Source organism: Candidatus Methylomicrobium oryzae (assembly GCF_016745425.1).
Lineage (GTDB): Bacteria > Pseudomonadota > Gammaproteobacteria > Methylococcales > Methylomonadaceae > Methylomicrobium > Methylomicrobium oryzae.
This window is the reverse complement of record NZ_JAERVK010000004.1, coordinates 299,686-320,077: the sequence shown is the minus strand read 5'-3', so window position 1 is coordinate 320,077 and position 20,392 is coordinate 299,686. Positions and strand designations below refer to the sequence as shown.

Here is a 20,392-nt window from a genome sequence, read left to right as displayed (position 1 = left end):
GTCCGTGCTCGAATTGCTGATCGAAACTTGCGTGCACCGGCGGGTCGCCGCTTTGGTGATCACCGCCCTCATCGCGCTGTTCGGTGCCCATGCCTATCTCGAAACCCCGATCGAGGCTTATCCGGATGTGACCAATACCCAGGTGACCGTGATCAGCCTGATGCCGGGTTATGCCCCGGAAGAGGTGGAGCGGCAGGTAACGGTGCCGCTGGAGCGGGCGTTGAACGGAACGCCGGGCATGCTGCAAATGCGTAGTCAGAGCCTGTTCGGCCTTTCGTTGATTACTATCACGTTTGAAGACGACGTCGACAGCTTCCATTCGCGCACGCTGATCACCGAACGCATGAACGGCGCCGAATTGCCGGAAGCGGTGCAGCCGGTATTGGCGCCCGACTATACGCCGCTGGGCGAAATCTATAAATTCGTGGTGACCAGCGACCGCCATTCGCTTTACGAGCTGCGCTCGGAAATGGAATGGAACATTTCGCGCGTACTGCGCCAGGTGCAGGGCGTGGCCGACGTCTTGACCTTCGGCGGCTATTACAAGGAAATCCATGTCGAGATCGACCCAGTGCGCCTGGAATCCTTCGGGTTGACGCTGGATGAAGTCAACCGGGCGATCGCCAGTTCGAACCGGAACGTGGGCGCGGGCTTCCTGCGCCACGGCGATCAGCAGATGGTGATCCGCAGCGTCGGCTATCTCAGTTCGCCCGACGAGGTGAAAAAGATCGTCCTGAAGAGCGAAGGCGGCACGCCGCTGACCCTGGGTGACGTTGCCCGCCTGGTGCAAGCCTATACGCCGCGCCAGGGCACGGTCGGACTCGACGGCCAGAACGAAGCGGTGGAAGGGATCGTGCTGCTGCGCCGGGGGCAGAATCCCAGCCGCGTACTGCAGGGAATACACGAGAAAGTCGAAGATTTGAACGGCCGTATTTTGCCGGCAGGCATGAAGCTGGTGCCGTTTCTGGACCGTACCGAGCTGGTCGACAATACCCTGCATACCGTCTACGACAATTTGCTGCACGGCTTTTTGCTGGTGGTCGGCGTGGTCTGGCTGTTTTTGCGCAGCCTGCGCGGGTCGCTGATCGTCGCCTGCGTGATCCCGCTGTCGCTGCTGGTGGCGTTCATCGGCCTGTATCGGCTGGAGATGCCCGCCAATTTGATTTCGATGGGCGCGATCGATTTCGGCATCATTCTCGACGGCGCCGTGGTGCTGGTCGAAAGTGTGATTCATCAGGCCAGCCATCGCCATCCCCAAAACCATCGCGACATGGTGCGGCTGATCGTCGATGCCGCTTTCAGCGTCGCCAAGCCGACTTTTTTCGCGATGCTGATCATCATTGCCGCGCTGCTGCCGGTGTTTACCCTGGAACGCGTCGAAGGCCGCATTTTTCGGCCTTTGGCGCTGACCTACAGTTTCGCGCTGGGCGGCGGCTTGATCTTTGCGATGACGCTGGTGCCGGCGCTGTGTGCGGTGCTGATCCAGCCCAAGCATGCGATGATCGAAGAGCCCCGTTTTCTGGTGCGGTTGAAAGTGCTTTACCGGCGCCTGTTGGCTCGGGCGCTGGAGCGGCGGCCGGCCGTTCTGGGTGCCGCCGCCGTATTGCTGCTGGCCGGCGCGCTGGCGGCCAGCCGCCTCGGCAGCGAGTTTCTGCCCGAGCTGGACGAAGGCGATGTGCACGTGTTCGTCGAAATGCCTGCCAGCATCTCGCTGGACAAAGGCCAGGCGATCTTGCTGGATATGCGCGAACGCCTGCTCCGCTTTCCCGAAGTCAAAAGCATTCTCAGCCAGCAGGGGCGTTCCGAGGACGGCACCGACAATGAAGGCGTCAACATGAGCGAGACGTTCGTGCATATGAAACCGCGCGGGCAATGGCGGGCGGGTGTGCATAAAGAACAGCTGGTCGATGCGATGCGCGAAGAACTGGCCGCGATTCCCGGCGTACGCTTCAATTTTTCGCAGCCGATCAAGGACAATGTCGAAGAAGCGGTCAGCGGCGTGCGCGGCAAAGTCGTATTGAAAATTTACGGCACCGATCTGGAACAGATGCGCGCAACGCTGGAGCAGGCGAAAAATTTGTTGAAGACCGTTCCCGGCGTGATCGATCTGGATTTGTACCGCGAATCCATCGTGCCGCAGCTGCAGATCAACCTGGACCGCTCCGCTCTGGCGCGCGAGGGGATTACCATCGATGCGGCGCAGGATACGATCGAAACCGGCCTGGCGGGCAAGGTCGTCACCGAGCTTTGGCAGAACGAGCGGCCGGTGCCGGTGCGGACCATCTTGCCGGCCGGCGAGCGCAGCGATAAAGAGCGGATCGGCGACCTGAAACTGCCGGCGCCTTCGGGTGCGCGCATTCCGCTGCGCGAAGTTGCCGCGATGCCGATCGCACGCGGCAGGACATCGATCGAACGCGAGGCCAACAGCCGTTTCCTGGCCTTGAAGTTCAACGTCGAAGGCCGCGATCTGGGTTCCGTCGTACACGACGCGATGGCCGCCGTAGAGGGGAAGGTGAAGCTTGCGGAAGGTAGTTTCCTGGTCTGGGGCGGCGAATTCGAAAACCAGCAGCGGGCGATGGGACGGTTGGCGGTCGTGGTGCCGATCGCGGTACTGATCGTGCTCGGCCTGCTGTACAGCGCCTTGCAGTCGGCGCGCAGCGCGCTGGCGATTCTGTTGTGTACGCCGTTTGCGATGGCCGGCGGCATTTTTTTGCTGCTGGCGGCCGGCATCCCGCTGTCGGTCAGTGCCGCGATCGGTTTCATCGCCTTGTTGGGGCAGGTGTCGCTGATGGGACTGTTGGTGCTCAGCGCGATCGAAGAGCGGCGCCGCAGCGGCCAGATATTGTCGGAAGCGATCATGGAAGGCGCGGCGGACCGCTTGCGGCCGGTGTTGATGGCTTCGCTGCTGGCGCTCCTGGGATTGTTGCCGATGGCGGTGTCGACAGGCATCGGCAGCGAAACCCAGCAGCCGTTTGCCGTCGTGATCGTCGGCGGCATGTTCACCACGTTTTTTGTCGCCATGCTGGTGCTGCCGGTCATTTACGCCTATATCACGCCGAAGCGGCTGATCACGCCTGAAGAAGCCGACGAAATGCAGGGGGAACGCTCATGAAAAAGCGCAATAGCAAAATTCGAGTCATCGCTTTCGTAGGCCTGGCTGTGCTGGCCGCCGGCGCCGTTGCCGCCGAGTTGCCCGAAACGGTGACCATGCAGCAGTTGCTCGACATCACCCGCGAGCGAAGCCCGCGCTATGCCGCCTTGCAGCAGCGCATCGAGGCGGCCGGCGCGGAAATCGTCGAAGCGGGCATTCTGCCCAATCCGCGGCTCAGCTACGGGCGCTACGACCTGTTGAGCCGGACGAACACGATGTATGACGGCAACGTTCAGCAGCAGGTCATTCTGGAGGTGCCGGTGCTGATCGCCGGCCAGCGCGGAGCGCGCCTGGAGGCGGCGGAAAAAAGGGCGGACGCGGCCGCCGCCGATATCGCCGCCGACTTTGTCGGCCTGATTTACGACGAATGGGCGCTGTTCGTCAAACAGTTGGCGGATAAGCAGCGCATCGCCGTACTCGACGAAACGGCCCGTTATATCGAACATTTGTCCGGCATTGTTTCCGGGCGCCTGCAGGCGGGCAGTGCCAGCCGCTACGATCTCTTACGGATCGATATCGAGGCGAAAAATGTCGAGGCGCGCCGGGAAACTTTGCGTAACGACTTGGCCGCTTCGGCGGCCGAACTGGGTATTCTGCTGGGATTGCCGGATTGGCGTCCGGAAGCGCGGGGAGAACTGGCCGGCCTGAACGTGCCGACCGATCTTGACGCGCTGTGGGCGGATGCCGAGGCGACGCATCCGGACATCGAAGCCGCGCGGCGCGGCGAGGTCGCCGCCGAAGCCGAGTTGGCGAAGGCCAAGCGCGAACGCTGGCCGACGCCGACTTTTCAGGTCGGCACGGTGTTTACCGATTCGCCCTACGGGAATACCAGTTTTGCCGGCGTTGCGGTCGATTTGCCGATCTTCGACCGCGGCCAGGGAGCCGTGGCGCGCGCTAATGCGGCAAAACATGCGGCGTTGCTGCAGCGCGATTTGACGGTCTTGCGTACGCGGGGCACGCTCGAACGCGCCGTCGAACTGCTGGCGCGGCGCAGGGAAACGCGGGCGAATTTCGAGCGCAGTGTCATTGCGAAACTGCCGGACCTCAAAGACATGGGCGAGTCCAGTTACCGTCTGGGTAAAGGCAGCCTTTTGGAACTGTTGGATGCGTCGCGTTCCAGGACCGAAACCCGTTTGACCCGGCTGGATCTGTTGCAGTCGGAGGTCGAAGCCGAGCTGGATGCCCTGCGCGCTGCCGGTTTATTGATCCGGCGCTTCGAAAACGGCCCAGCCCGCGCGAATTGACGCGTAACCCCGCGGCGTCGGCGTTTCGGCAGCTTCATTCCTCCTTGATTAAAAACCCCTCGGCCGTTATAATTCGTCAGCTAAATTGACTGGAGCACGTGTGTGGCAGATAGAAGCTTGTCTACTGTCAGCAAGATACTGCTTTATCAAGTTCTGATAATTGTAATGATGGCGGCCGGATTTGCCGCCGCTGTCGGAAAAATGGCGGCCTTGTCCACGGCTCTGGGCGGGGCGGCGGCGTTTTTTCCGAACCTGTTTTTTGCGTACAGAATTAAAAAGGCGACCGGGCAAGAAGCGCGCAAGATCGTCGTATCATTTTACACTGGCGAAGTGGGCAAGCTGCTGTTGACGGCGGCTATTTTCGTCCTGATTTTTCAAATCCCTAAGATAGATTTATTACCGTTGCTCGTCGGCTATCTGACGGCATTGTCGGTTTTTTGGTTTGCGCTATTGATGCGCTGAATTTTTGACGAGAGAGGAACGATGGCAACCGAAGCGCACGCGGCTGAAGGGGCAACCGGCTATATCATCCACCATTTGACTCCGTTGAGGGCAGGCGAGGGTTTCTGGACTTTGCACCTGGACACCCTGTTTTTTTCGGCGCTGCTCGGCGTATTGTTCATTTGGTTTTTCAAGACCGCGGCCGAAAAGGCGACTTCCGGCGTGCCGGGTCCGCTGCAGAATGTTGCGGAAATGCTGATCGAGTTCGTCGACACGCAGGTTAAGGATACTTTCCACGGCCGAAGCGCGCTGATCGCGCCGCTGGCATTGACCATTTTCTGCTGGGTGTTCCTGTTCAATTTCATGGACCTGTTCCCGGTCGACATTCTGCCGATGATCGGTTCGGCGATGGGCATACCTTACCTCAGAGTCGTGCCCAGCACCGATCTGAATGCGACCTTCGCGATGTCGATTTCGGTGTTCCTGCTGATCATTTTCTACAGCATCAAGGTCAAGGGCGTTTTCGGTTTTGCAAAGGAAATGCTGCTGCAGCCGTTCGGACCCTGGTTGATGCCGTTCAACCTGCTGTTGAAAGTGGTCGAAGAAATCGCGAAACCGATCTCGCTCGGCCTCCGGTTGTTCGGCAACCTGTATGCGGGCGAGCTGATTTTCATCCTGATCGCGCTCCTGCCGTGTTACGTGCAGCCGATCCTGAGTCTGCCGTGGGCGATCTTCCATATTCTGATTATCACTCTGCAGGCGTTCATTTTCATGGTATTGACGATCGTTTACCTGAGCATGGCGCACGAAGACCATTAAATCTTTATTTTTTAACCATTCTACAACTTAACTTTTTACCTTTGGAGGTATCATGGAAATTGCAAAATTGATTGCTGACGTGCAGGGCATGACTGCGATTGCGGTCGGTCTGGTATTGGGCATGGGCGCGCTCGGAACCGCGATCGGCTTTGGTCTGTTGGGCGGAAAGTTCCTGGAAGGCGCGGCGCGTCAGCCTGAGATGGTGCCTATGCTGCAAGTCAAAATGTTCGTTGTTGCAGGTCTCTTGGACGCGGTCACCATGATCGGCGTCGGTTTGGCTCTGTTCTTCACTTTCGCAAACCCGTTCCTGTCAGCCGTACAAGCCGCTGCAGGCTAAGTTGAGCCTACCCTTTCCTAGAAACGACAAGAGGAACGCATCGTGAGTATCAATGCTACTCTGATTGGACAAATGATCACCTTTGCACTTCTGGTATGGTTTACCATGAAGTACATCTGGCCGCCTTTCATCAACGCAATGGAAGAGCGCAAAAAGAAAATTTCCGACGGTTTGGCGGCGGCCGATAAAAGCCAGGAAGATTTGAAACTGGCCGAAAAGAAAGCCAAAAACATCATCAAGGAAGCAAAGGATCAGTCTTCGGAGATCGTCACCCTGGCGCAAAAACGCGCGAACGAGATCGTCGAGGAGTCCAAGGATAACGCGAACAAGGAAGCGGAGCGCCGCATTCAGGCGGCCAAGGCGCAGATCGAACAGGAAATCGAGCAAACCAAGGAAGCCCTGCGCAAAGAGGTAGCGGCCTTGGCAGTCAGCGCGGCAGAGCAGATTCTCGGTGCGGAAATCGATCAAAAAAAGCATCAGGACATCATCGGCAAAGTCTCCGATAAACTATAAGGTTGAGCATAATGAGCGAATTGGCAACATTGGCAAGACCTTACGCGGCGGCTGTCTTCAAGCGGGCCAAAGAAACCGGTACGTCCGAGCAGTGGTCCAACACGCTGGCATTCCTGTCGAGCGTTCTGAACGACGACCGCCTTGCCGGTTATGTAAACAACCCCAAAGTCGGCAATGAGCGTTTGACGAAATTGATGCTCGATATCTCCGAAGGCCGGCTCGATCAGGAAGGCGCGAATTTTCTGAAACTGCTCGTAGCGAACCGGCGATTGAATCTGGTTCCCCAGATCGCGAAGATTTTTGAAGAGCATAAGGCAGAGGATGAAGGCTATCTGGACGTTGAGGTCCATGCCGCTTATAAGTTTAGCGAAGAGGGCAAGCAGAGCTTTGCCGCCAAGCTCGAAAAACAGTTCGGCAAGAAAGTCCGGATGAACGTTTCGGTCGACAAGTCGTTGATCGGCGGCGTTCTGGTGCGCGCAGGCGACAAGGTGATAGACGGTTCGATCAAAGGTCAACTCCAACACATGCAAAAAGCGCTACAGTGAGAGTGATATAAAATGCAATTAAATCCATCCGAAATTAGTGATCTGATTAAAAAGAAGATCGAAGGCTTCGATCTGGGCGCCGAAGCGCACACCGAAGGCACCGTAGTCAGCGTGACCGACGGCATCGTGAGAATTCATGGTCTTTCCGAAGCGATGCAAGGCGAAATGCTCGAATTCCCCGGCAATACCTACGGCATGGCGTTGAACCTCGAACGCGACTCGGTCGGCGCGGTTGTTTTGGGCTCCTACCAGCACATTTCCGAAGGCGATACCGTCAAGTGCACCGGTAAGATTCTTGAAGTGCCGGTCGGCGAAGCGCTGCTCGGCCGCGTGGTCGACGCGCTCGGCAAACCGATCGACGGCAAAGGCGCGATCGAAACGACCGAAAGTTCGCCAATCGAAAAAATCGCGCCGGGCGTTATCGCGCGGCAATCGGTCAGCCAGCCCGTACAATTGGGCCTGAAATCGATCGACGCGATGATTCCGGTCGGCCGCGGCCAGCGGGAGTTGATCATCGGCGACCGTCAGACCGGCAAGACCGCGATCGCGGTCGATGCGATCATCAACCAGAAAGGCACCGGCATCAAATGTATCTATGTCGCGATCGGCCAAAAACGTTCATCGATTGCGAACGTGGTGCGCAAGCTCGAAGAGCACGGCGCGATGGAACACACCATCGTGGTCGCCGCCTCCGCGTCCGAATCGGCCGCGATGCAATTCATTGCGCCGTATACTGGCTGCGCGATGGGCGAATATTTCCGCGACCGCGGCGAAGACGCGCTGATCATCTACGACGACTTGACCAAGCAGGCCTGGGCTTACCGTCAGGTTTCGCTGCTCTTGCGCCGTCCGCCGGGACGTGAAGCGTATCCGGGCGATGTGTTCTATCTGCACTCGCGTTTGCTTGAACGGGCCTCCCGAATCAATGCCGATGAAGTCGAAAAACTGACCGGCGGCAAAGTCAAAGGCAAGACCGGTTCATTGACCGCATTGCCGATCATCGAAACGCAAGGCGGCGACGTGTCCGCGTTCGTACCGACCAACGTGATCTCGATCACCGACGGCCAGATCTTCCTGGAAACCAACCTGTTCAACTCGGGCATCCGTCCGGCGGTCAACGCGGGCCTTTCGGTGTCCCGGGTCGGCGGCGCCGCGCAAACCAAGATCATCAAGAAGCTCGGCGGCGGTATCCGTCTCGACCTCGCGCAATACCGCGAGTTGGCGGCATTCGCGCAGTTCGCGTCGGATCTCGACGAAAGCACCCGCAAGCAGATCGAACGCGGTCAACGGGTGACCGAACTGATGAAGCAAAATCAGTATTCTCCAATGTCGGTTGCGCAAATGGCGGTTTCGCTGTACGCCGCGAACCAGGGCTTCCTGGATCCGGTTGAAGTGAACAAAGTCCTGGCGTTCGAATCCGCGCTGCAGTTGTACATGAAAACGGAGCACGGCGCATTGATGGACAAGATCAACGCGACCGGCGACTGGAACAGCGAAATTGAACAAGGCTTGCAGGCAGCCATCGAAACTTTCGTCAAAACGCATAGCTGGTAAAGGGCGCATCCAATGGCAGTCGGCAAAGAAATACGCACCAAGATCGCGAGTATCAAGAATACTCAAAAGATCACCCGCGCGATGGAAATGGTCGCCGCGAGCAAAATGCGTAAGACCAAAGACAGAATGCAGGCGACGCGGCCGTATTCGAAGCAGATCGGCCGGATCATCAAGCATCTGGCCCATGCGAATCCCGAGTACAAGCATTCGTACTTGATCAAGCGCGATGTCAAGCGGATCGGAATGATCATCATCAGCTCGGACCGCGGCCTGTGCGGCGGTCTGAATTCGAACCTGTTCCGGCGCACGCTGAGCCAATTGGCCGAATGGGACAAAGCCGGCATCGAGGTCGAGGTCAGTACGATCGGGACCAAGGCGACCGTCTTTTTCAGCACGCTGAAAAAAGTGCAGCTGGTCGGCCAGATTTCGAAGCTGGGCGACACGCCGCATCTGCATGACATCGCCGGCATCATCCGTTTGATGCTCGACGAATACGAGCAAGGCAAGATCGACGAACTGCACGTGGTCAGCAACGAATTCGTGAATACGATGACGCAGCGTCCGACGATCGAAAAGTTGCTGCCGGTCGTAACCGAAGAAATCGAAGAAAAGCTGGGCGGCCATTGGGACTACATCTACGAGCCCGATGCGAAAGAAGTGCTGGATCATTTACTGACCCGCTATATCGAATCGAAGGTATACCAGGGGCTGGTCGAAAACAATGCCTGCGAGCAGGCGGCCCGGATGATCGCAATGAAGAGCGCATCGGACAATGCCGGCAACCTGATCGGCGAGCTGCAGTTGATCTACAACAAAGCCCGGCAGGCAGCCATTACCCAGGAAATTTCAGAAATCGTCGGCGGCGCAGCTGCTGTTTAAGCCCAAAAAAGCGAGACAAACAAGAGGAAAACTCAATGAGTTCGGGTAAAATCGTACAAATTATCGGCGCGGTCGTCGACGTGGAATTCGCACGCGAGGAACTGCCCAAAGTATATGATGCATTGAACGTGGAAAGCGCCGGCCTGGTGCTGGAAGTACAGCAGCAATTGGGCGACGGCGTGGCCCGGACGATTGCGATGGGCAGCACCGACGGCCTTAGCCGCGGCATGGCAGTCACCAATACCAAGGCGCCGATTTCGGTGCCGGTCGGTTTGGAGACTCTGGGCCGGATCATGAATGTTCTCGGTCAGCCGATCGATGAAAGAGGGCCGATCGGCGAAAAGACCTCATGGGGCATTCACCGCGAAGCGCCGAGCTATGCCGACCAAGCGTCCGGAAATGAATTGCTGGAGACCGGCATCAAGGTCATCGATCTGATCTGCCCGTTCTCGAAAGGCGGCAAGGTCGGTCTGTTCGGCGGCGCCGGCGTCGGCAAAACCGTCAATATGATGGAATTGATCAACAATATTGCAACCGCGCATTCCGGGTTGTCGGTATTTGCCGGCGTCGGCGAGCGGACTCGTGAAGGTAACGATTTCTATCACGAAATGCAGGAGGCGGGCGTCATCAATGCAGACGATCTGACCCAATCCAAAGTGGCGATGGTTTACGGCCAGATGAACGAGCCGCCGGGAAACCGTCTGCGCGTGGCGTTGACCGGTCTGACCATGGCGGAATATTTCCGCGACGAAGGCCGCGACGTGTTGTTCTTCGTCGACAACATCTACCGTTACACCCTGGCCGGTACCGAAGTTTCGGCATTGCTCGGCCGGATGCCGTCCGCGGTAGGCTACCAGCCGACCCTGGCGGAAGAAATGGGCGTACTGCAGGAGCGGATCACCTCGACCAAGACCGGTTCGATCACCTCGATCCAGGCCGTTTACGTGCCTGCGGACGACTTGACCGACCCGTCCCCTGCAACCACTTTCGCGCACTTGGATGCGACCGTCGTATTGTCGCGGCAAATCGCCGAACTGGGTATTTACCCCGCGATCGATCCGCTCGACTCGACCAGCCGCCAGCTCGACCCGCTGGTGATCGGTCAGGAGCATTATTACGTAGCGCGTAAGGTGCAAAGCATTCTGCAACGCTACAAGGAACTGCGCGACATCATCGCGATTCTGGGTATGGACGAGCTGTCCGAAGAAGACAAGCTGACCGTGGCTCGGGCCCGGAAGATTCAGCGTTTCCTGTCGCAGCCGTTCTTCGTGGCGGAAGTGTTCACCGGTTCCCCGGGCAAATACGTTTCGCTGAAAGACACGATTGCCGGCTTCAAGGGCATTATCGATGGCGAATACGATTCGGTTCCGGAGCAGGCCTTCTATATGGTCGGCACGATCGACGAAGCGCTCGAAAAAGCGAAGACCCTGAAAGCTTAATTTTTTGACGGGATAAAACATGGTCATGACCGTACACGTAGATATCGTCAGCGCCGAGAAGGAGATCTTTTCCGGCGCTGCGGAAATGGTGTTCGCACCCGCCGAAATGGGCGAAGTGGGCATCGCGCCGCGGCACGCACCGATGATTACGCGCTTGAATCCCGGCGAAGTCAGGGTCAAGGTCAGCGCGACGGAAAGCCAGCCGTATTTCATTTCGGGCGGCATTCTCGAAGTGCAGCCGCATCTGGTCACAATTTTGGCCGATACGGCGATCCGCGCACGGGATATCGACGAAGCGGCGGCGCTGCAGGCCAAAGCCAGAGCCGAAGAAGCCTTGGCCGATAAATCCGGAAAAGTCGACTACGCGACCGCGCAGGCGCAGCTCGCGCAGGCGATCATGCAGCTTCGTACGCTGGATCGGCTCAGAAAACGCGGCGGCTAAACGCGAAAATCCGCTTTCTTTACGCAGCGAATAAATCAAGCCCGATAACGTCATTCGGCGTTATCGGGCTTTTTATTTTGAATAATTTTCATCGTACTCAAGCTCTCCGCTACTATAATAGAATTCAGGAATTAAGATTCCTTCTCTTGCAGATGTGAAAGGTTGATTACGGGAGAGAGATTGTTCGAGTTATTCCTGCGCCCTAATCTTTCTTCTCGGGTGCGAAAAATCTATTTCGCCAATTTATCTGCAGCTGCAAATTCAAAGAAGATTGTTCAAATTTTGTTAGATAAATTCGCTTAGAATCCAGCACGCATAGGAAAAATGCAATGAATCTGACCACCGTCATTCTCGCCGCCGGGAAAGGTACCCGGATGCGTTCGGAGTTGCCGAAAGTCTTGCACAAAATCGCCGGTAAACCTTTGCTTCGCCATGTTTACGACATGAGCCGCACGCTCGAAAATAACCGGGTTTTAATTGTTTATGGCCACGGTGCGGAGCGGGTACTCGAAACGTTGAAAGACATCGATGCCGGCTGGTTCGAACAAAAACAGCAGCTCGGCACCGGCCATGCAGTACAGCAGGTCAGCGATCATGTTCAGGCGCAGGATAACGTATTGATTCTGTATGGCGATGTGCCGCTGCTGAAAAAATCGACCGTAGAAAAATTGCTTGAGAATGTCGGCGAAAAATCGCTGGGCCTGTTGACCGTGATGCTCGACAATCCGAAAGGCTATGGCCGAATCGTCCGGAATGACCAGGGCGCGGTCACCAAAATTGTGGAAGAAAAAGACGCCGGCGAGGCCGAGAAACAAATCCGCGAAGTGAACACCGGCATCATGGCGGTGCGTGGCGGCCAGCTTAGAAAATGGCTCGGCCGGTTGAAGAACCATAACGCCCAGGGCGAATATTATCTGACCGATATCATTGAAATGGCCGTCGCGGATCAGGTTGCTGTCGTGACGAGCCAGCCGGAAACCGAGGATGAAGTGCTCGGCGTGAACGACCGGAACCAGCTCAGCCATTTGGAGCGAGTATATCAGAACGAGCAGGCCGGGGCGCTGATGGCGCAAGGCGTCACGCTTTACGATCCTGCGCGTTTCGATCTGAGAGGTACGATCGAAGCGCTTGGTCAGGACATCGAAATCGATGTGAACGTGATTCTGGAAGGCCGCATCAACATCGGCAGCAACGTCAAAATCGGCGCGAACTGTCAAATCAAGGATTCGATGATCGAGGATGACGCCGAAATTCTGCCGAACTGCGTGATCGAAAATGCGGTGATCGGGCAGGGCAGCCGGGTTGGTCCATTCGCGCGGCTGCGTCCGGAAACGGTACTGGCCGAAGAGGTGCATATTGGCAATTTTGTCGAGATCAAGAAATCCACGGTTGGCCGGGGCTCGAAAATCAACCATCTCAGCTATATCGGCGACAGCACGGTCGGCAGCAGGGTCAACATCGGCGCCGGCACGATTACCTGCAATTACGACGGAGTGAACAAGTTCCGGACCGTGATCGGCGACGGCGCCTTTATCGGCTCCGATACGCAATTGATCGCGCCGGTCACGGTCGGCAATTATGCGACGATCGGCGCCGGCTCGACGATCACCAAGGACAGTCCTGAAAATCAGCTCACCCTGTCCAGGGCCAAACAGGTTTCAATTCCCGGCTGGCAACGGCCTGTAAAAAAGGAAAAATGATATGTGCGGTATCGTAGGCGGCATTGCAGAGCGGAACGTGGTTCCGATCTTACTTGAAGGTTTGCGGCGGCTTGAATACCGCGGCTATGATTCGGCCGGGATCGCGATCGTCGCCGGACAGGATATCCGACGGAAACGGGAAGTCGGCAAGGTTAAGGGATTGGCGGATTCGCTGGACGCCGATCCGATATCCGGCCTGCTCGGGATTGCGCATACACGTTGGGCGACACACGGGAAGCCCTGTACCGAGAATGCGCACCCGCATGTCAGCCGCAACAAAGTCGCGGTCGTCCATAACGGTATTATCGAAAATCATGAAGATCTGCGTTGTGTGCAAAAGCAGAACGGCTACGAATTCACTTCCGAAACCGATACCGAAGTCGTCGTGCATGAGATCAACCATGCGCTGGAAACTGCCGGTGGGCTCTTGGATGCGGTCAAGCAGACGGTCAAAAAGCTTGAAGGCGCGTACGCGCTCGGCATCATCAGCACGGTCGATCCGGAGCTTCTGATCGCCTGCCGCAAAGGCAGCCCTCTGGTGATCGGCGTCGGTATCGGCGAATATTTCATTGCCTCGGACGTGGCCGCTCTGCTGCCTGTCACCCAGCGTTTCATCTTTCTCGAAGACGGCGATATTGCCGCCCTCAAGACCGATCAGCTGGTCATCTACGATGCGGAAGACCATATCGTCGAGCGTCCAATCAAGGAAAGCTGCCTGAAGCCGGATGCGGTCGATAAAGGCAATTACCGGCACTATATGCTAAAGGAAATCTACGAGCAGCCGTTCGCGATTTCACAGACGCTGGAAGGCCGCTTCGTCAAGAATCGCCTGCAGGAAAACGCGTTCGGGCATAATGCCAATGAAATTTTCGACCGGATCAAATCGGTGCAGATTCTCGCTTGCGGAACCAGCTACCACGCCGGGCTGGTCGCGCGCTACTGGTTCGAACGGTTCGCGCGCGTTCCTTGCGATATCGAAGTTGCGAGTGAATTCCGCTATCGGAATCCGGTACTGTCGCCGGACACGCTGATCATCACGATCTCGCAGTCGGGCGAAACCGCCGATACCTTGGCCGCGCTGCAGGAGGCGAGGCGGCAGGGCGCCAAATACTCGGTCGCGATCTGCAACGTGCCGGAAAGCTCACTGGTCCGGGAGTCCGACCTGGCGCTGATGACTCGGGCCGGCCCTGAAATCGGGGTCGCCTCGACCAAGGCCTTCACGACCCAACTGGTCACGCTGATGCTGTTGGTGATCGCGATCGGCCGTCGTTTCCAGCTGCCGAACGAACTGGAGGAAAAAATCACCTCAGAACTGTTCGGCCTACCCGGCAAGATCGAAAAAGTGCTGGAGCTGGACAACGAGGTGAAGGAATTGGCCGAGCAGTTTGCCGAAAAAGAGCACGCCTTGTTTCTGGGCCGGGGTACGCATTATCCGATTGCGATGGAGGGCGCACTCAAGCTGAAGGAAATCTCTTATATTCACGCCGAAGCCTATCCGGCCGGGGAGTTGAAGCACGGTCCCCTGGCGCTGATCGACGCCGACATGCCGGTGATCACGGTCGCCCCGAACAACAGCCTGCTCGAAAAACTGAAATCGAACATGCAGGAGGTCAGTGCCCGCGGCGGTCAACTGATCGTCTTCAAAGACGAAAGGTTTGCCGCTCCGGATGACGGCAATGTGCAGTATATTGAAATCCCCAAGGTCGAAAACGAAATTTCGCCAATCGTCTTCTCTATCCCGCTGCAGCTTCTTGCCTACCACGTTGCGGTATTGAAAGGCACCGATGTTGATCAGCCGAGAAACTTGGCAAAATCGGTTACGGTGGAATAACCGTTAATCTCGCCCCTATATTGTTGTGGGATTACGAAAAGTGTAGCCCAATCTGCGCGACTAATTTTAAGGAGTGTTTCTGAACTCGCAAATGAATGTCTGAGTCCGATTAGTAATTACTAAAAATCAGGCATGGACTTGCCAGGAGAGTCAGTTATGCGTATTGCACAGGTAGCTCCTCTTAGTGAAAGCGTTCCGCCCAAGCTATATGGGGGCACCGAGCGAGTTGTCTCGTATCTGACCGAAGAACTGGTTGCGATGGGGCATGACGTAACGCTGTTTGCCAGTGGCGATTCGGTTACCAGTGCGCGCCTCAAACCCATTGTCGAGCAGGCATTGCGCCTGGACAGCCGCTGCGTCGATTCTCTCGCCCCCCATTTCCTGCAACTGGAGACCGTGAAGCGTCACTGGCGAAAGTTCGACATTATCCACTTCCATACCGATTATCTGCACTTCCCGGCCACTCGTGCACACCAACTGCCGTCGGTCACCACGCTTCACGGCCGCCTGGACATTCCCGAACTCATGCCGCTTTACCGGGAGTTCAACGAGATGCCGGTAGTTTCAATTTCGGACCATCAAAGAAGCCCTTTGCCTTTTGCCAATTGGCTCGCTACGGTCTATAACGGCATCCCGGCAGATCTTTTTCGATTCGAACCTACTCCAGGCCGATATTTGGCCTTTCTAGGCCGTATTTCTCCGGAGAAACGTCCTGATCGCGCCATCGATCTGGCAATCCGGTTCGGGATGCAACTGAAAATTGCCGCGAAGGTGGACAAAGCCGACTGCGAATACTATGAAACAAAGATTAAGCCCTTATTGAAGCATCCGCTGGTGGAATATATCGGTGAGATCAATGATGCCGAAAAAATTGAGTTCTTGGGCGGCGCCTATGCGCTGCTGTTTCCCATCGACTGGCCGGAACCTTTCGGGCTGGTGATGATCGAGGCCATGGCCTGCGGCACGCCGGTCATTGCCTGGCGGTGCGGATCGGTCCCGGAAGTCATGGTCGATGAGGTGAGCGGTTTTATAGTGGATAGCGAGGCTGACGCGTTATCGGCTCTCGAGCGAATAGCTGCCCTGGACCGGGCTGTCTGCCGGAAAGCATTTGAGAAACGGTTCACGACGCGTCATATGGCCGAAGGCTATGTAGCCGTCTATGAGGATTTTCTGGCCGGACGAATGCGGAAAACCTCTATTACCTCCACTGCAAGATTGGCGATATGAACTTGCCTCACGAACGCATCTGCGTGGACGACCATTGGTATGTACTGGCGACATCATCCCTTGCCGACGACCGCACCCGTGTGCTGAAACATGACGATACATTCGGGGTGCTCGACCATTACGGCGAGATGCGGCCTATCGGCCTCTGCGAGCAGGGGCTGTTCCATCGCGGGACACGATTTCTTTCGCAGATGGAACTTGCCGTCAACGGTACCCGGCCCATGTTGCTTAATTCGGCGGTAAAAGAGGACAATACCCTGCATGCCGTGGACCTGACCACACCCGACCTCAGACAAGGCAAGACACTGCTGATTTCCAAAGGCACGCTGCATATCTTTCGGGCACAGATCATATGGAAAGGATCATTCCATGAGCACATTTCACTGTCCAATTTCGGGCAGTCCAATGTACCCCTTCGACTGTCCTGGGTATTTGCCGCCGATTTTGCCGATCTTTTCGAGGTGCGCGGCGTGCGGCGTCCCCGGCGCGGCGAGAGGCTGGCCATAGAGCGGACCGACATGGGGATTGTCCTCAGTTATCGGGGGCTGGACGGGGCGTTACGTCGTACCCATATCCTATTCAGCCATGTCCCCCAATTTGCCGGCGAGCGGGAGCTCTACTTCAATCTGGAACTGACACCTCACAGCGAAACGGAACTTTTCCTAACCGTCGCCTGTGAACTGGATGGACAACTGTCCGAACTCTTATCCTACCGTGAGGTCCACGAACAGATGTGGGCGCGGGCGGCCGCCTGTGAAACCGCGGCAAGCATCTACACCTCCAACAGGCAATTCAACGATTGGATCAACCGCTCGACGGCCGATCTGTCCATGCTGGTCACCGAAACGTCCCACGGCCCCTATCCCTACGCCGGCGTACCCTGGTTCAGCACCGCATTCGGGCGTGACGGGATCATTACCGCCTTGCAGTATCTGTGGCTGGAACCGGCGATGGCTCGGGGCGTGCTGGCATACCTGGCCGCCCTTCAATCCGATGCGTTGAGTCCTGAAGATGACGCGGAGCCCGGCAAAATATTGCATGAGACGCGCGAAGGCGAGATGGCGGCTCTCGGCGAAATCCCGTTTGGGCGTTATTACGGCACCATTGACGCCACACCCTTGTTCGTCATGCTGGCCGAGGCTTATTATCGCCGAAGCGGCGACCGGGATTTTATCGAAGTCCTCTGGCCCAGCATTGACCGGGCGCTCGGATGGATGGACCGCCACGGCGACATGGACGGCGACGGTTTTCTGGAATACCTCCGCCATTCGGCTTACGGTCTTGTCCATCAAGGCTGGAAAGATTCCGACGATGCCGTGTCTCATGCGGACGGCCGCCTTGCCGAAGGCCCCATAGCCCTATGTGAAGTACAAGGTTACGCCTATGCCGCTAAGTTGGCAGGTGCCGGACTGGCCGAACTTTTGGGAAAAAACGAACGCGCCGCCACGTTGATCGCCGAGGCGAAACAGCTGAAGCAGCGCTTCAACCAAAAATTTTGGTGTGAAGAACTCCACAGTTTCGGACTGGCTCTAGATGGCCGGAAGCAACTTTGCCGGGTACGAGCCTCGAATGCCGGTCACGCCCTCTTTACCGGCATCGCCGATGAGGCGCACGCCGGGGAGGTTGTCCAGACACTGCTATCGGAAGATTTTTATTCGGGATGGGGCGTGCGAACCTTGGCCCGCAACGAGGTGCGCTATAACCCCATGTCTTATCACAACGGCTCGATATGGCCGCACGACAACGCCCTGATCGCCATGGGCATGGCCCGCTACGGATACAAGGAAGGAGCCCTAAGCATTCTCGGCGGACTGTACGACGCCAGTCTTTTTTCCGAGTTGCATCGCCTGCCCGAATTATTCTGCGGATTCGGACGTCTGCCCGGACAGGGACCAACTCGTTATCCTGTTGCCTGTTCGCCGCAGGCTTGGGCCAGCGGAGCGGTGTTTCACATGCTTAAGGCCTGTCTCGGCATGAGTTTTTCACCGGAAAAGCCGCAGCTTCATTTTCAGCACCCGCGGCTGCCTCCTTTCCTTGACCAAGTGGAAGTTAATAATCTACGCTTCAAGGGCGCGCTTTTGGACTTGGTATTCGAGCGCCGCGACACCGAAGTCGGGATCCATGTGCGCCGTAAGGAGGGAGAAATTGACGTGGCAATCATCCTTTAAGGGCCGTAGGATAATAGAGCGAAGCGAAACCCATCATGAAGCTTACGCAATGGATTTCGTTTTGCTCTCGGCAATAGTTCCTGCATTGCCCTGTCCCCTCATCCTTGCAGTCGTCGGTAATTGCTCCATACGCTGCTCTCCACCGCTGGTTCCCGATGCGATCTATCTCCCCCATTCGTAGGGGCGTAACTCCTATGTTCTTGTAGTCGTACCCATTCTACGATTATGCTCCCGCGAGTCTCTTCTCGGGACTCGGTCTGACTCATTTTCAGTCTAAGTCTGTCTTTCGGTTGCAGCGTCACTACCATGTCGATTCCCGGTTTCCGTTCGCTACAAAGTACGAAATCAAAGCGTTGCGCGAGTATCGACAGCAGCAAAGTCAGTTCCGTTGCCGTAAAATGGCAGCCGATGCAGAGCCGCGAGCCGACACCGAACGGCAAGAAGGTGGAATTTCGCTAATCTTTGGTTGACGAATCGTACTGGATCGAAGCTTGTCGGGTTTGTCCTGAGCCGCCGGATGGTGGTGGTCGTTGCGGATAGTGATATCGCCATGCCGGTCGCGTGCAGATTGTGGTCCTTGAGGGTATTGCGCACGATTTTTCGAATTATAATTTCTACGGGGGGACGGATTCGCATCGTTTCGAACAGAACGGCGCGGGTGCAGTGAAGCTGTTCCAGTTACTCGCCGAGTGCTATGCCGTCATTCGGCAGATGCAGTAAGCCTATCAAGGTTCCGAGCGGAATTTCGAGTCAAATGCTCAATAACCGGAATTCCGTGCAGGGCTGAGAACGCTGCCAGCACCGCTCGAATTCCTCGGCGAGTTGGCGATTACGGCCCGACAGGGAAGAGCTCCAGACGCCCGCGTAGCGGTCGCCGAACAGGCGGAACAGGTAGCCTTCGCGATCGTTGAAGAGATAGGCCGACGCATATTGCTGGTCTTCGGGTTCGGACGGAGTGCGGAATTGAAACGAGGACGGCAGCTTCTGCGCAAGTTCGAGCACAGGATGGGGCTGGCCGCGCAGCCTCGCGGTATCCTGTATGATGATCCGGGCGCAGCCGTCCCGGCTTCGGATCGCGAACTGCCTGAGGGCGGCGGCGATGTCGGGATGTCCGTAAAGCGGAAGTTCCAGATTGGGCGTAAAGACACCGAGGCTGCGGCGGGCGCCCGCAATGATCTCGAGCGTCGCTGCGATTGCTGACTCAAGCGTTGCGAATTCGACGGCCGGTACCGAAGATCGTCCTGAATGGACGGTCCGTCGTTCGGCTGCCGTCGCAGGCTGAAGTTTCAGGCGCATCGCCTGATGCGGGATGCCGGCCTCGATAAAAATCTCGCCCTCCCTGACGAAACCGAATTGTTCGTAAAAACCGACGACCGGCACCTGAGCGTTCAAGCTCACTTCCGGCCAGTCGCGCTTTTGCGCTTCGCTCAGCAAGGCGGCCATCAACGATTTGCCGACCCCTTGGCCGCGCCAGGCGCTCAATACCGCCATCCGCCCGATTTTGCGCTCGGGGGTGAGCCTGCCTGTTCCAATCGGAGTGTGCCGGCTGTCACGGGCGATCAGATGGACGCTGTGCGGATCGAGTTCGTCCCATTCGATCTCGGGAGGAATGTGCTGTTCGTCCACGAACACAGTATTACGCACCGCGCGAAGGTCTTCGCTATCGGCTTGAAAATCCGCAGGTTCGATCCGGTAATCGGGTATGTTCATAAAAGCGGCCAATTTTCGATTGAATGCAGCAACAAGACTAGCAGAACATCGAGAATAGGAGGAATGTGCTTTTCTTCCGTTTAGATCTGGTAGGAAATTACTTTTCGAAATTGATTGTTATGAAAAGCAGATTTATTTTCCCCTCTTTGAAAAAGACGATTGCATGGATGCCACCACTAAAGGGTGGTCTATGGACAGAGGTACGAGCCCAAGGAAGGGCGAGGTAGATCGCGTCGGGAACACGCGATCGACGACCCCACGGATGGGGGAGGTAGATCGCGTCGGGAACAAGCGATCGAGGGCAATGCAGGAGCAATTGCCGACGACTGCAGGGAGGCAGGAGGTAGGCAATGCAGGAGCTATATTGCCGAGGGGCCGGGGGAGATTTTTTA

17 protein-coding genes are annotated in these 20,392 nt (G+C 56.9%); 15 read left to right on the top strand and 2 right to left on the bottom strand.

Features of this window, described 5'->3' with window-relative positions; translation table 11 throughout:
* Positions 1 to 4 precede the first annotated feature (4 nt).
* From JJL52_RS06530 to JJL52_RS06460, 15 genes are all read left to right on the top strand, one after another.
* Positions 5 to 3,112 (top strand): CusA/CzcA family heavy metal efflux RND transporter, encoded by a 3,108-nt coding sequence (locus tag JJL52_RS06530; RefSeq protein ID WP_202051591.1) that lies wholly within the window; start codon positions 5 to 7, stop codon positions 3,110 to 3,112.
* Positions 3,109 to 4,395, top strand: a complete 1,287-nt coding sequence (locus JJL52_RS06525) for a TolC family protein (protein ID WP_202051590.1) — start codon at positions 3,109 to 3,111, stop codon at positions 4,393 to 4,395. The genes JJL52_RS06530 and JJL52_RS06525 overlap by 4 nt, the downstream gene beginning before the upstream one ends.
* 102 nt (positions 4,396 to 4,497) lie before the next feature.
* A complete protein-coding gene (locus tag JJL52_RS06520) occupies positions 4,498 to 4,857 on the top strand; it encodes an ATP synthase subunit I (RefSeq protein ID WP_202051589.1) in 360 nt (119 codons plus the stop codon).
* Positions 4,858 to 4,878: 21 nt separating this feature from the next.
* A complete protein-coding gene (atpB, locus tag JJL52_RS06515) occupies positions 4,879 to 5,655 on the top strand; it encodes a F0F1 ATP synthase subunit A (protein ID WP_202051588.1) in 777 nt (258 codons plus the stop codon).
* Between the two features lie 52 nt (positions 5,656 to 5,707).
* A complete protein-coding gene (atpE, locus tag JJL52_RS06510) occupies positions 5,708 to 5,992 on the top strand; it encodes a F0F1 ATP synthase subunit C (RefSeq protein WP_005374759.1) in 285 nt (94 codons plus the stop codon).
* A gap of 42 nt (positions 5,993 to 6,034) precedes the next feature.
* A complete protein-coding gene (locus JJL52_RS06505; RefSeq protein ID WP_202051587.1) occupies positions 6,035 to 6,505 on the top strand; it encodes a F0F1 ATP synthase subunit B in 471 nt (156 codons plus the stop codon).
* A gap of 11 nt (positions 6,506 to 6,516) precedes the next feature.
* On the top strand, positions 6,517 to 7,050 hold the full coding sequence (locus JJL52_RS06500) for a F0F1 ATP synthase subunit delta (protein ID WP_202051586.1): 534 nt from the start codon (positions 6,517 to 6,519) through the stop codon (positions 7,048 to 7,050).
* A 12-nt stretch (positions 7,051 to 7,062) separates the two neighbouring features.
* On the top strand, positions 7,063 to 8,604 hold the full coding sequence (gene atpA, locus JJL52_RS06495; RefSeq protein WP_202051585.1) for a F0F1 ATP synthase subunit alpha: 1,542 nt from the start codon (positions 7,063 to 7,065) through the stop codon (positions 8,602 to 8,604).
* A gap of 12 nt (positions 8,605 to 8,616) precedes the next feature.
* Positions 8,617 to 9,483 carry a F0F1 ATP synthase subunit gamma gene (gene atpG / locus JJL52_RS06490; RefSeq protein WP_005374754.1) on the top strand — a complete coding sequence of 289 codons (867 nt, stop codon included), beginning with the start codon at positions 8,617 to 8,619 and terminating at the stop codon, positions 9,481 to 9,483.
* Between the two features lie 35 nt (positions 9,484 to 9,518).
* A complete protein-coding gene (gene atpD / locus JJL52_RS06485; protein WP_202051584.1) occupies positions 9,519 to 10,922 on the top strand; it encodes a F0F1 ATP synthase subunit beta in 1,404 nt (467 codons plus the stop codon).
* 19 nt (positions 10,923 to 10,941) lie between these two features.
* Positions 10,942 to 11,364: a F0F1 ATP synthase subunit epsilon gene (locus JJL52_RS06480; RefSeq protein ID WP_202051583.1), complete on the top strand. Its 423-nt coding sequence runs from the start codon at positions 10,942 to 10,944 to the stop codon at positions 11,362 to 11,364.
* A gap of 329 nt (positions 11,365 to 11,693) precedes the next feature.
* Positions 11,694 to 13,064, top strand: a complete 1,371-nt coding sequence (glmU, locus tag JJL52_RS06475) for a bifunctional UDP-N-acetylglucosamine diphosphorylase/glucosamine-1-phosphate N-acetyltransferase GlmU (RefSeq protein ID WP_202051582.1) — start codon at positions 11,694 to 11,696, stop codon at positions 13,062 to 13,064.
* A 1-nt stretch (position 13,065) separates the two neighbouring features.
* On the top strand, positions 13,066 to 14,895 hold the full coding sequence (gene glmS / locus JJL52_RS06470) for a glutamine--fructose-6-phosphate transaminase (isomerizing) (protein WP_202051581.1): 1,830 nt from the start codon (positions 13,066 to 13,068) through the stop codon (positions 14,893 to 14,895).
* Positions 14,896 to 15,051: 156 nt separating this feature from the next.
* Entirely contained in the window at positions 15,052 to 16,122 is a 1,071-nt protein-coding gene (locus JJL52_RS06465) for a glycosyltransferase family 4 protein (RefSeq protein ID WP_202051580.1), read from the top strand.
* Positions 16,119 to 18,290, top strand: a complete 2,172-nt coding sequence (locus tag JJL52_RS06460; RefSeq protein ID WP_202051579.1) for an amylo-alpha-1,6-glucosidase — start codon at positions 16,119 to 16,121, stop codon at positions 18,288 to 18,290. Before JJL52_RS06465 ends, JJL52_RS06460 begins: the two co-directional genes overlap by 4 nt.
* Positions 18,291 to 18,388: 98 nt before the next feature.
* Here the strand turns inward: JJL52_RS06460 and JJL52_RS21735 are convergent, their stop codons facing one another.
* Positions 18,389 to 18,730 carry a cytochrome P450 gene (locus tag JJL52_RS21735; protein ID WP_202051578.1) on the bottom strand — a complete coding sequence of 114 codons (342 nt, stop codon included), beginning with the start codon at positions 18,728 to 18,730 and terminating at the stop codon, positions 18,389 to 18,391.
* A 310-nt stretch (positions 18,731 to 19,040) separates the two neighbouring features.
* Positions 19,041 to 20,000, bottom strand: a complete 960-nt coding sequence (locus tag JJL52_RS06450; protein WP_202051577.1) for a GNAT family N-acetyltransferase — start codon at positions 19,998 to 20,000, stop codon at positions 19,041 to 19,043.
* Between the last annotated feature and the right edge of the window lie 392 nt (positions 20,001 to 20,392).

Excerpts from the sequence above, each read along its gene's own strand:
- JJL52_RS06525 (WP_202051590.1), top strand. The coding sequence starts at position 3,109 with ATGAAAAAGCGCAATAGCAAAATTCGAGTCATCGCTTTCGTAGGCCTG.
- atpB (WP_202051588.1), top strand. The coding sequence starts at position 4,879 with ATGGCAACCGAAGCGCACGCGGCTGAAGGGGCAACCGGCTATATCATC.
- atpE (WP_005374759.1), top strand. The coding sequence starts at position 5,708 with ATGGAAATTGCAAAATTGATTGCTGACGTGCAGGGCATGACTGCGATT.
- JJL52_RS06500 (WP_202051586.1), top strand. The coding sequence starts at position 6,517 with ATGAGCGAATTGGCAACATTGGCAAGACCTTACGCGGCGGCTGTCTTC.
- atpA (WP_202051585.1), top strand. The coding sequence starts at position 7,063 with ATGCAATTAAATCCATCCGAAATTAGTGATCTGATTAAAAAGAAGATC.
- atpG (WP_005374754.1), top strand. The coding sequence starts at position 8,617 with ATGGCAGTCGGCAAAGAAATACGCACCAAGATCGCGAGTATCAAGAAT.
- atpD (WP_202051584.1), top strand. The coding sequence starts at position 9,519 with ATGAGTTCGGGTAAAATCGTACAAATTATCGGCGCGGTCGTCGACGTG.
- JJL52_RS06480 (WP_202051583.1), top strand. The coding sequence starts at position 10,942 with ATGGTCATGACCGTACACGTAGATATCGTCAGCGCCGAGAAGGAGATC.
- glmU (WP_202051582.1), top strand. The coding sequence starts at position 11,694 with ATGAATCTGACCACCGTCATTCTCGCCGCCGGGAAAGGTACCCGGATG.
- glmS (WP_202051581.1), top strand. The coding sequence starts at position 13,066 with ATGTGCGGTATCGTAGGCGGCATTGCAGAGCGGAACGTGGTTCCGATC.
- JJL52_RS06465 (WP_202051580.1), top strand. The coding sequence starts at position 15,052 with ATGCGTATTGCACAGGTAGCTCCTCTTAGTGAAAGCGTTCCGCCCAAG.
- JJL52_RS06460 (WP_202051579.1), top strand. The coding sequence starts at position 16,119 with ATGAACTTGCCTCACGAACGCATCTGCGTGGACGACCATTGGTATGTA.
- JJL52_RS06450 (WP_202051577.1), bottom strand. The coding sequence starts at position 20,000 with ATGAACATACCCGATTACCGGATCGAACCTGCGGATTTTCAAGCCGAT.